The sequence below is a fragment of the Leifsonia sp. genome, from assembly GCF_051955155.1.
In the GTDB taxonomy this organism is placed as follows: Bacteria; Actinomycetota; Actinomycetes; order Actinomycetales; family Microbacteriaceae; genus Leifsonia.
In genome coordinates this window covers 20134-31353 of record NZ_JBQCGZ010000134.1, presented here as the reverse complement: position 1 = coordinate 31353, position 11220 = coordinate 20134, and the positions used below count along the sequence as shown (strand labels likewise).

12 protein-coding genes are annotated in these 11220 nt (G+C 69.1%); all 12 read left to right on the top strand.

The window, feature by feature from the left end; all coding sequences use genetic code 11:
- The first annotated feature begins 7 nt into the window (after positions 1–7).
- The 12 genes from pdxS to ACTHMF_RS15085 all read left to right on the top strand — a co-directional run bounded on the left by pdxS (position 8) and on the right by ACTHMF_RS15085 (position 11212).
- Entirely contained in the window at positions 8–910 is a 903-nt protein-coding gene (gene pdxS / locus ACTHMF_RS15140) for a pyridoxal 5'-phosphate synthase lyase subunit PdxS (protein WP_314145940.1), read from the top strand.
- Positions 911–917: 7 nt separating this feature from the next.
- Positions 918–1511, top strand: coding sequence for a pyridoxal 5'-phosphate synthase glutaminase subunit PdxT (gene pdxT / locus ACTHMF_RS15135; RefSeq protein ID WP_314145939.1), 594 nt, complete (start codon positions 918–920; stop codon positions 1509–1511).
- A complete protein-coding gene (locus tag ACTHMF_RS15130; protein ID WP_440318724.1) occupies positions 1508–2128 on the top strand; it encodes a C39 family peptidase in 621 nt (206 codons plus the stop codon). Before pdxT ends, ACTHMF_RS15130 begins: the two co-directional genes overlap by 4 nt.
- 71 nt (positions 2129–2199) lie before the next feature.
- Complete coding sequence (locus ACTHMF_RS15125; RefSeq protein WP_314145936.1) at positions 2200–2964, top strand: YebC/PmpR family DNA-binding transcriptional regulator; 765 nt, start codon at positions 2200–2202, stop codon at positions 2962–2964.
- Between the two features lie 9 nt (positions 2965–2973).
- A complete protein-coding gene (gene ruvC, locus ACTHMF_RS15120; RefSeq protein ID WP_314145935.1) occupies positions 2974–3573 on the top strand; it encodes a crossover junction endodeoxyribonuclease RuvC in 600 nt (199 codons plus the stop codon).
- Positions 3570–4193: a Holliday junction branch migration protein RuvA gene (ruvA, locus tag ACTHMF_RS15115; RefSeq protein WP_440318721.1), complete on the top strand. Its 624-nt coding sequence runs from the start codon at positions 3570–3572 to the stop codon at positions 4191–4193. The genes ruvC and ruvA overlap by 4 nt, the downstream gene beginning before the upstream one ends.
- On the top strand, positions 4190–5227 hold the full coding sequence (gene ruvB / locus ACTHMF_RS15110; RefSeq protein WP_314145932.1) for a Holliday junction branch migration DNA helicase RuvB: 1038 nt from the start codon (positions 4190–4192) through the stop codon (positions 5225–5227). The genes ruvA and ruvB overlap by 4 nt, the downstream gene beginning before the upstream one ends.
- A gap of 56 nt (positions 5228–5283) precedes the next feature.
- Positions 5284–5697: a preprotein translocase subunit YajC gene (gene yajC / locus ACTHMF_RS15105; protein ID WP_314145931.1), complete on the top strand. Its 414-nt coding sequence runs from the start codon at positions 5284–5286 to the stop codon at positions 5695–5697.
- Positions 5698–5765: 68 nt separating this feature from the next.
- Positions 5766–7499, top strand: a complete 1734-nt coding sequence (gene secD / locus ACTHMF_RS15100; protein ID WP_314145930.1) for a protein translocase subunit SecD — start codon at positions 5766–5768, stop codon at positions 7497–7499.
- The gene (gene secF, locus ACTHMF_RS15095; protein WP_314145929.1) at positions 7499–8515 is read left to right on the top strand and encodes a protein translocase subunit SecF; all 1017 of its coding nucleotides are present in this window, start codon (positions 7499–7501) and stop codon (positions 8513–8515) included. Before secD ends, secF begins: the two co-directional genes overlap by 1 nt.
- 21 nt (positions 8516–8536) lie before the next feature.
- A complete protein-coding gene (locus ACTHMF_RS15090; RefSeq protein ID WP_440318719.1) occupies positions 8537–8890 on the top strand; it encodes a rhodanese-like domain-containing protein in 354 nt (117 codons plus the stop codon).
- Positions 8891–8962: 72 nt separating this feature from the next.
- Complete coding sequence (locus ACTHMF_RS15085) at positions 8963–11212, top strand: RelA/SpoT family protein (protein WP_314145927.1); 2250 nt, start codon at positions 8963–8965, stop codon at positions 11210–11212.
- Positions 11213–11220: the final 8 nt, after the last annotated feature.

Sequence of the window (11220 nt, the reverse complement as noted above, 5' to 3'; positions counted from 1 at the left end):
GGCGATGATGACAGATACCGAACACGGCACCGGGACCGGCTCGAGCCGCGTCAAGCGCGGGCTCGCGGAGATGCTGAAGGGCGGCGTCATCATGGACGTCGTCACGCCCGAGCAGGCGCGCATCGCCGAGGACGCGGGCGCCGTCGCCGTCATGGCGCTGGAGCGCGTGCCCGCCGACATCCGCGCGCAGGGCGGCGTGGCCAGGATGAGCGACCCGGACCTGATCGAGGCGATCATCGCCGAGGTGTCCATCCCGGTCATGGCGAAGGCGCGCATCGGCCACTTCGTCGAGGCGCAGGTGCTGGAGGCGCTCGACGTCGACTACATCGACGAGTCCGAGGTGCTCTCGCCCGCCGACTACGTGAACCACATCGACAAGTGGCGGTTCACGGTCCCGTTCGTCTGCGGCGCCACCAACCTGGGCGAGGCGCTCCGCCGGATCAACGAGGGCGCCGCCATGATCCGCTCCAAGGGCGAGGCGGGCACCGGCGACGTGTCGGAGGCGACCAAGCACATCCGCAAGATCACCTCGGAGATCAACGCCCTCAAGTCGATGACGCGCGACGAGCTGTACGTCGCGGCGAAGGAGCTGCAGGCGCCGTACGAGCTGGTCGCCGAGATCGCCGAGACCGGCAAGCTCCCCGTCGTGCTGTTCACCGCAGGCGGCGTCGCCACCCCGGCGGACGCCGCGATGATGATGCAGCTGGGCGCGGACGGCGTGTTCGTCGGCTCCGGCATCTTCAAGTCCGGCAACCCGGAGCAGCGGGCCGCCGCCATCGTGAAGGCGACGACGTTCTACGACGACCCGAGCGTCATCGCGGAGGTCTCCCGCGGCCTGGGCGAGGCGATGGTCGGCATCAACGTCGCCGACCTGGCCGCTCCGCACCGTCTCGCCGAGCGCGGCTGGTAAGCGCGGAGTGCCAGCGACGAGAGTCGGCGTCCTCGCCCTGCAGGGCGACTTCCGCGAGCACATCGCGGTCCTGCGCGGCCTGGGCGCCGACGCCGTCCCGGTCCGCCGCCCCGAGGAGCTCTCGGAGGTGGCGGGCCTGGTCATCCCGGGCGGCGAGTCCAGCGTCATGGACAAGCTGTCCCGCGCGTTCGGCCTCGCCGAGCCGCTGAAGGAGGCGATCGCCGGCGGGCTGCCGGTCTACGGCACGTGCGCCGGGCTGATCATGCTCGCGGATCGCATCGTGGACGGCATCGCCGGCCAGCAGAGCCTCGGCGGCCTGGACGTCGCCGTTCGCCGCAACGCCTTCGGCTCGCAGGTGGACTCGTTCGAGACCGACCTGGACATCCCCGCCGTCGGCGCGGAGCCGATGCACGCCGTGTTCATCCGCGCGCCGATCGTGGAGACGGTGGGGGAGCGGGCGACCGCCCTGGCGCGCGTCGACGACGGCCGCGTGGTCGCCGTCGAGCAGGGCAACCTGCTGGGGACCTCGTTCCACCCGGAGATCACCGGGGACACCCGGTTCCACGAGTACTTCCTGGCGAAGGTACGCTCGCGGGTGTGAGCCCCCAGCCCAGCCCGTTCCCGTACGAGTCCCAGTGGGGCGACGAGCGCTGCAATGCGGCCGTCGTGCTGCGTCGCGAGCCTCCCGGCCGGTTCCACGACTGGAGGGCGGACGGCTACGCGTCCGAGCGCGAATACGAGTACTGGGCCTCGCACGTCTGCGGGCTGGCCTGCCTGCGCTCGGTGCTGCGCGCGTGGCGTCCCGGGCTCAGGCCGGTGCCGATGGCCGAGCTGATCCGCGGTGCGGTCGCCGCCGGCGCGCTGGTCCCGCGTCCCGACACCGTCGACGGGCTCTACTATCGGCCGTTCCTCGCCTGGATCGCCGCCGACTACGGCATCCACGGCGAGGTGTTCGAGGGAGCGGAGGTCTCCGGCTGGCTCTCGCGGGTGGGGGAGGACGCGGTGGCGATGGCCTCCGTCTCCCCCGAGATCCGCTGGCCGGAGCGCCCGAACGAGCGCACGGGCGGGCACCTGGTCCTCGTCCACGGCAGGGACGATGCCGGCCGTGCCGTGTTCCACAACCCGTCCGGGATCGGGCCGACCGCCGGCTCGGCCGTGCTCGCGCCCGAGGTGTTCGCGCGGTTCCATCCGGGCAGGGGGATGCTGCTGCACCGCTGACCGCCTGCCGGGTCAACGGGTGCCGAGGCATTACTATAGACAGGTTCAAGACGTAACTCGAGGGAGCACCAGTGTCCGGGCATTCCAAGTGGGCCACGACCAAGCACAAGAAGGCGGTGATCGACGCCCGCCGCGCGAAGTCGTTCGCCAAGCTCATCAAGAACATCGAGGTGGCCGCGAAGATCGGTGGCGCCGACCTGTCCGGCAACCCGACCCTGGTCGACGCCGTTCAGAAGGCGAAGAAGACCTCGGTCCCCAACGACAACATCGACCGCGCGATCAAGCGCGGCGCGGGGCTCACCGGTGAGTCCATCGACTACACGACGATCATGTACGAGGGCTACGGCCCGGGCGGCGTCGCCCTGCTGATCGAGTGCCTCACCGAGAACAAGAACCGCGCGGCCGCCGAGGTCCGCACCGCGATGACGCGCAACGGCGGCACCATGGCCGACCCGGGCAGCGTCGCGTACAACTTCCACCGCAAGGGCGTCATCGTCGTCCCGCACGCAGACGGCGTCGACGAGGACACGGTCCTCGCTGCCGTGCTCGACGCGGGCGCGGAGGACGTGACGGACCGCGGCGAGACCTTCGAGGTCGTCACCGAGGCGACCGACCTGGTCGCCGCCCGCACGGCGCTGCAGGAGGCAGGGATCGACTACGACTCGGCCGACGCCGAGTTCGTCGCGACGGTCAACGTCGAGGCGGACGCCGAGGTCGCGCGCAAGGTGTTCAGGCTCATCGACGCGCTCGAGGACTCGGACGACGTCCAGAACGTGTACACCAACCTCGACCTGAGCGCCGAGGTGCAGGCTCAGCTCGCGGACGACGACGACTAGAAGGTCGCGATGACGGTCCGGGTGCTCGGTATCGACCCGGGTCTGACGCGCTGCGGTATCGGGATCGTCGACGTGCGTCCCGACCGGCGTGCCGCGCTGGTGGCGGTGACGGTCATCCGCACCCCACCCGACATGCCGCTCGAGCAGCGGTTGCTGACGGTGGGGACCGGGATCGACGAGCTTCTGGACGCCCACGGTCCGGCCGTCGTGGCGATCGAGCGCGTGTTCGCGCAGCACAACCTCCGTACGGTGATGGGCACCGCGCAAGTGAGCGGTGTCGCGCTGCACGCGGCGGCCCGCCGAGGCCTGCCGGTCGCGCTGCACACGCCGAGCGAAGTCAAGGCGGCCATCACCGGATACGGCTCGGCGGACAAGAAGCAGGTGCAGGCGATGGTCGCGCGCATCCTGGGCCTCGCCGAGGCTCCGAAGCCGGCGGACGCCGCGGACGCGCTCGCCATCGCGATCTGCCACGCGTGGCGCGGCGGCCCCGTCGCCGCGCCGGCGCAGGCCGGTTCCGCAGATACCTCGCTCACGCCGGCACAGGCGGCGTGGCGCGCCGCGGAACGCTCCAGCCGGACGTCGGCGGCGACACGTAGGCTGGCCAGGTGATCTCCTCCCTCCGCGGCACCGTCCTCTCCGCGAGCGGCGGCACCGCCGTGATCGAGGTGGGCGGCGTCGGCTTCGCTGTGCAGCTCACCCCCGATCACGTGCTGTCCCTCCGCGTCGGCGACGAAGCGTTCGTGCACACCTCCCTGATCGTCCGCGAGGACGCGCTCTCACTCTTCGGCTTCGCCGACCTCGAGCAGCTGCAGGTCTTCGAGCTCCTCAACGGCGTCTCGGGGGTCGGCCCGAAGTCGGCCATCGGCGTGCTGTCGGTGCTCAGCCCCGATCAGATCGCCTCCGCCGTCGCCGCGGACGACGACGCGCCGTTCCGCAAGGTGTCCGGCATCGGCCCGAAGACCGCGAAGCTGATCGTGGTCTCGCTGACCGGCAAACTGGTCGCCGCGCGCACCGCACCCGCCCGTGCGACGAAGGCGAGCGGCCATGGATCGTCGGTGACCGACAGCGTGCTCGTCGCGCTCGTCGGCCTCGGCTGGCCCGAGAAGATCGCCGCGGAGGCCCTCGCCGAGGTCGTCGCGGACACCGATGAGACGGCTCGAGACAGCGTCCAGGCGCTGCTGCGGCTGACCCTCGCCCACCTCGGCCCGGCGAAGCAGGGTGCGCGATGAGCGAGGACCTCACCGCCCCCGAGCTGGAGTCGGAGTCCGAGCTCGCGTTCGAGGGAGCGCTGCGACCGCGGACCCTCGCCGAGTTCGTCGGCCAGGCCAAGGTCCGAGGGCAGCTTCAGCTGCTTCTGACCGCGGCGAAGATGCAGGACCGCACGGCCGACCACATTCTGCTCGCCGGCCCTCCCGGGCTCGGCAAGACCACCCTCGCCATGATCGTCGCCCAGGAGAGCGGCCGTCCGCTCCGGCTCTCCAGCGGCCCCGCCATCCAGCACGCCGGCGACCTCGCTGCCCTGCTCTCTTCCTTGACGCCGGGGGAGGTGCTCTTCATCGACGAGATCCATCGGATGGCGCGCTCTGCCGAAGAGATGCTGTACCTCGCCATGGAGGACTTCCGCATCGACATCATGGTCGGCAAGGGCGCGGGTGCCACCTCCATCCCTCTTGATCTCGCACCCTTCACCCTCGTCGGCGCGACCACTCGCTCCGGCCTGCTCCCGAACCCGCTCCGCGATCGCTTCGGCTTCACCGCGCACCTGGAGTTCTACGACGAGTCCGAGCTCACCCAGGTCCTCGCCCGTGCCGCGACGATGCTCGAGTTCGAGATCGACAAGGCGGCCCTGGCCGAGATCGCCGGCCGCTGTCGCGGCACCCCGCGCATCGCCAACCGCCTGCTGCGGCGGGTGCGCGACTACGCCCTCGTGCACGGCGGCGGCGCCGACATCGCGGCGGTGCGCGCGGCCCTGGAACTGTACGACGTCGACGCTCTCGGCCTCGACCGGCTCGACCGAGCCGTGCTGCACGCCATCCTCGAACGCTTCGAGGGCGGCCCGGTCGGTCTGAACACGCTGGCCGTGTCCGTCGGCGAGGAGGCGGAGACCATCGAATCGGTCGTCGAGCCGTTCCTGGTGCGGATCGGGCTGCTCTCCCGGACACCGCGCGGGCGGGTGGCGACACCGTCGGCGTGGCGGCACTTCGGGCTCTCCGGCCCTCAGCAGGTGGTCTCACAGCAACCATCACTGATGGATGACCTATAATTTCACGAAGCCATTCGGCTCGCCCCCACACTTCACCGGAAGGTTCGGCAGACTTCATGCCCATTGACCCGTTGACCATTGTGATGGTCGTCATCCTGGCGGCCCTCGTGTTCTTCATGTTCCGCAACAGCCGCAAGCGGCAGAAGGAGCAGGCGGAGACGCGCTCGAAGATGGTGCCCGGCGCCGAGGTCATGACGAACTTCGGTCTGTACGGCACCCTCGTCTCCGTCGACGAGGACGACAACACCGCCCTCATCGAGACCGCTCCCGGCCACGTCGTCAAGGTGCACCGCCAGGTGCTCGCCCGCGTGGTCGAGCCGAAGACCCCGGAGGTCGTCGAGGACGACGCCGCCACCGAGGCCGCCGGTCCGCAGCTCAACGAGGACACCGCGATCCACCACGACCAGCCGGAGTTCGGAGAGCGACTCGACGACGCGTCGAAGAAGCCCGGCTCCAAGAGCGACGACTGATAGCATCCTCCTCTGTGCTCCGCGCGCCGCTGTGGCGCGTGGGCGCTCGTAGAAAGCTGAGTTCCTAGGTGGCAAAGTCGACCCCGGTCAAAAAAGCCTGGCGTTCGTTGACATGGCTCGGCGTCATCGTGGTTGTCCTTCTGGGCACGCTGACGGCCGGAGTCCTCTTCAGCAACGCCACCTGGCTGCCGAAGCTGGCCCTCGACCTCGAAGGCGGCACCCAGATCATCCTGGCGCCGCAGGTGCAGAACGGTCAGGCGATCGAGCAGCAGCAGCTCGACCAGGCCGTCTCGATCATCCGCCAGCGGATCGACGCCTCCGGCATCTCGGAGGCGCAGATCTCGACCGAGGGTTCGCGCAACATCGTAGTCTCGCTCCCCGGCAAGCCGGACGAGGCGACGCTGAACCGCGTGAAGTCGAGCGCGCGGCTGGACTTCCGGCCCGTGCTCGTCGCCGGAAGCCCGAGCAACGAGGTCGTCGGCGCCGACGGCAAGTCGACCCCGGCGCCGTCTCCTGCCCCCGGACTCCAGTCGACGCCGTCGACCAGCCCGACGAACGGCAGCGACCTGGCCTGGGTCACCCCGAAGCTCCAGGCGGAGTTCAACGCGTTCTCGTGCTCCGACGCGAAGACCCAGGACCTCTCGTCCGCTCCCACGGACCAGCCCCTGATCACCTGTGACGACCAGAACCAGGCCAAATACCTGCTCGGTCCCGTGGAGGTCAAGGGTCAGGACATCAAGGACGCCAGCGCCGGCCTCGTGCAGACCTCCCAGGGTGTGACCACGGGTCAGTGGGCGGTCAACATCGTCTTCAACCCGAACGGCACCAAGCTGTTCTCCGACGTGACCACCCGCCTGGTCGCGCTGCAGGGCGCGCAGAACCAGTTCGCCATCGTGCTCGACGGCAAGGTCATCTCGGCGCCGACGACGCAGGCGGCGATCACCGACGGCCGACCGCAGATCACGGGCAACTTCACGGAGTCGAGCGCCAAGGCCCTCGCGGACCAACTGAAGTTCGGTGCGCTGCCGTTCAGCTTCAAGGTGCAGAGCCAGGACACCATCTCGGCGACGCTCGGCACCTCGCAGCTGCTGAGCGGTCTGATCGCCGGCCTGATCGGCCTGATCCTCGTCGCGATCTACACGTTCTTCCAGTACCGCCTGCTGGGCTTCGTCACGATCGTCTCGCTCGTCGTCGCCGGTGTGCTCACCTGGCTGACGATCTCGCTGCTGTCCTGGCACTACGACTACCGGCTCTCGCTGGCAGGCGTCGCCGGTCTGATCGTGGCGATCGGTTTCACGGCGGACTCGTTCATCGTGTACTTCGAGCGAATACGAGATGAGTTGCGTGACGGTCGGTCGCTCGAGGGCGCGGTCGAAGCCGGCTGGGCGCGCGCCCGGCGCACCATCTACGCGTCGAAGGCGACCAACCTCCTCGCGGCGATCGTGCTCTACGTGCTCGCGGCGGCGAACGTCCGCGGCTTCGCGTTCACGCTCGGACTGACGACGATCATCGATGTGATCGTGGTGCTGCTGTTCACTCATCCAACGCTCCAGCTGCTGGCGCGCACGCGCTTCTTCTCGAGCGGACACCCGCTGTCCGGTCTCGACCCGCAGGCGCTTGGCGCCGTGTACCGCGGTGCTGCGCAGTTCCGCAGCCCGTCGGCGACCAGCGTGAGCACCGGCAAGGCCGCTCGCAGCGGCAAGGAGGCGGCGCGCCGCCAGACGATCGCCGAGCGCAAGGCGGCGGAGCTCGCCGCGGCGTCGACGTCCTCGGATCGTTCGACCGAGGGGAAGGACTCCTGATGGCCAGCCGTCTCACCAGGTTCGGCAACGACCTCTACACCGGTGCCCGCTCGTTCGACTTCGTCGGCAAGCGGAAAATCTGGTACGCCATCGCGATCGTCATGGTCGTGCTCTCGATCCTCGTGCCGATCGTCAAGGGCGGCTTCAACTTCTCGATCGAGTTCCGCGGCGGTTCGCAGTTCCAGATCACGAACGTCTCGAACACGAACACGACGAAGGCGCAGGACGCCGTCACGAGCGTCGTCCCCGACGCCGTCTCGCACGTCAGCGTCGTCGGCCGCGACGCCGTGCAGGTGCAGACCGACCAGCTCTCTGAGTCGCAGACCAAGGAGGTCGCGGACGCACTGGCCACCGCCTACGGCGTCGACGCCGCCGATGTGTCCTCGACGTTCATCGGTCCCTCGTGGGGCGCCGACGTGACTCAGCAGTCGATCCAGGGCCTCGTAGTGTTCCTGCTCCTCGCGTTCATCGCGATGGCGCTGTACTTCCGCACCTGGAAGATGTCGGCGGCGGCGATCATCTCGCTGTTCCACGACCTGATCATCACCGCCGGCATCTACGCCCTCGTCGGCTTCGAGGTCTCGCCGGCGACGATGATCGGCTTCCTGACCATCCTCGGCTACTCGCTCTACGACACCGTCGTGGTGTTCGACAAGATCCGCGAGAACACCAGGGAGGAGCTGGATCTGACCAGGCGCACCTTCGCCGAGTCGGTGAACCTGGCAGTGAACCAGACGCTCGTGCGCTCGATCAACACCGCCGTCGTCGCTGTCCTCCCGGTGGCGTCGATCCTCTTCATCGGTGCGTACGCCCTCGGAGCCGCAACGCTGCGCGACATCTCGCTCGCGCTGCTGATCGGCATCATCGTCGGCACCTACTCGACGATCTTCCTGGCCGCGCCCATGTACTCGCAGTTCCGCGAGGGCGAGGCCGCGATCAAGAAGCACGACCAGAAGGTGCGCTCCATCCGTCCCAAGGCCGCCAAGCCGCCGGTCGCCGCGGTCGGCGCCGAGTAGCCGGCGGAATAGCGAGGACGCGTGGGCGGTTCTTATCTGTCGGAAGACGAGGTGAGCGCCGCCCGTGCGCATGAGCTCGTCGAGTCGGGTTCGGCCTGGCTGCTCGATGTCCGCGAGGGCTACGAGTGGGATGCCGGACACGCCCCGGCTGCCCATCACATTCCGCTCTCGGAGCTCGAGACACGACAGCACGAGCTGCCGGAGAGCGAGCAGATCCTGGTGATCTGCCACACCGGCGCTCGCTCGCGGATGGTCACCGATGCCCTGAACCGCGCCGATTACCCCGCGGCCAACGTGGCCGGCGGCATGGACGCCTGGCAGGCGTCCGGTGCCCCCGTGACCCGGCCCGACGGATCGCCGGGGGCGGTCGTCTGACGGGTCCCACTGCTGCCCCCGTGCAGGGAGCAGCATCCGGACCGGCGATAATGGACGACAGGAGGCGTGCACATGGTTGATACTTCGACACCGCAGTCCGCTTCGCTGCGCCGCCTCGTTCCCCGGATCTTCTCCCGCGCTCAGCCCGCCGGAGCGGTCGACACGCTCATCCGCACGGTGCGCATGCACCACCCGAAGGCTGACCTGTCGCTGATCGAGCGCGCCTACGCGGTCGCCGAGCGCGCGCACAGCGGCCAGAAGCGCCGCTCCGGCGAGCCATACATCACGCACCCGGTCGCGGTCGCGCAGATCATCGCCGACCTCGGGATCGGGGCGAAGACGATCGCGGCCGCGCTGCTGCACGACACGGTCGAGGACACCGAGTACACGCTGGACGAGCTCCGCGACCAGTTCGGCGACGAGATCGCCATGCTGGTCGACGGCGTCACCAAGCTGGACAAGGTGAAGTACGGCGACAGCGCGCAGGCCGAGACCGTGCGCAAGATGATCGTCGCGATGTCCAAGGACATCCGCGTGCTCATCATCAAGCTCGCCGACCGGCTGCACAACGCCCGCACCTGGGGCTTCGTCCCGGCCGCCAACGCCGCCAGGAAGGCGACCGAGACCCTCGAGATCTACGCCCCGCTCGCGCACCGGCTCGGCATCCAGGCCATCAAGTGGGAGCTGGAGGACCTGTCCTTCGCCGTGCTCTACCCCAAGCTCTACGCGGAGATCGAGAGCCTGGTCAAGCAGCGCACGCCGGAGCGGGAGCGGCTGGTGCAGCAGGTGATCGCCGCGATCAACGAGGACCTCAAGTCGGCGAAGATCCGCGGCAAGGTGGTCGGCCGACCCAAGCAGTACTACTCGATCTACCAGAAGATGGTGGTGCGGGGTCGCGAGTTCGACGACATCTACGACCTGGTCGGCATCCGCGTGCTCGTCACCACAGTGCGCGACTGCTACGCGGTCCTCGGCCAGATCCACGCGCGGTGGACGCCCATGCCGGGCCGGTTCAAGGACTACATCGCCACCCCGAAGTTCAACCTCTACCAGTCGCTGCACACCACCGTGATCGGTCCGCAGGGCCGCCCGGTCGAGATCCAGATCCGCACCGAGGAGATGCACCAGCGGGCGGAGTTCGGTGTCGCGGCGCACTGGAAGTACAAGGAGCAGACCACCGGCAAGAGCGCCGGGGCCCCGTCCAAGGTCGACACCGACCTCGCCTGGCTCGCGCACATCTCGGACTGGCAGGCGGAGACGGCCGACCCGTCCGAGTTCCTCGACTCGCTGCGCTTCGAGATCGGGGCGAAGGAGGTGTACGTCTTCACGCCGAAGGGGCGCGTGATCGGCCTTCCTGCCGGCGCGACTCCGGTGGACTTCGCGTACGCGGTGCACACCGAGGTGGGCCACCGCACGATGGGCGCGAAGGTGAACGGCCGGCTGGTGCCGCTGGAGAGCACGCTCGCCACCGGCGACGTCGTCGAGATCTTCACGTCGAAGAATCCCGACTCCGGGCCCAGCCAGGACTGGCTGAACTTCGTCAAGAGCCCGCGGGCGCGCAACAAGATCCGGCAGTGGTTCACCAAGGAGCGCCGCGACGAGGCGATCGAGCAGGGCAAGGACGCGATCGCGCGGGCGATGCGCAAGCAGAACCTGCCGCTGCAGAAGCTGATGACGCAGGACGCCCTGGTCGAGGTCGCCTCCTCGCTCAAGCACCCGGACGTGTCGTCGCTGTACGCTGCGGTCGGCGAGGGTCACATCTCCACGCAGTCGGTGATCGAGAAGATCGTGGCGTCGCTGCAGAGCGAGGTCGAGTCCGACGGCGAACTGGACATCCCCGTCAAGGGGCGCGCGAAGCAGCTGCGGAACAGCGATTCGGGCGTGCTCGTGCGCGGTGCGCCCGACATCCTCGTGAAGCTCGCGAAGTGCTGCACGCCCGTGCCCGGCGACCCGATCGTCGGCTTCGTGACCCGCGGCCAGGGCGTCTCGGTGCACCAGGCGAGCTGCCACAACGTGCAGTCGCTGCTGCAGGAGCCGGACCGGATGATCGACGTCGAGTGGGCGCCGAGCTCGAAGAGCGTGTTCCTGGTGCAGATCCAGGTGGAGGCGCTCGACCGCTCGGGGCTGCTCTCCGACGTGACGCGGGTGCTCTCGGAGCACCACGTGAACATCCTCTCGGCGACGGTCACCACCTCGAGCGACCGGCTGGCGCTCAGCCGGTTCGTGTTCGAGATGGGCGACACCACGCACCTCGACCGCGTGCTCAATGCGGTGCGGCGCATCGACGCCGTCTACGACGTCTACCGCGTCAGCGGCGGCTGACGGCGCGT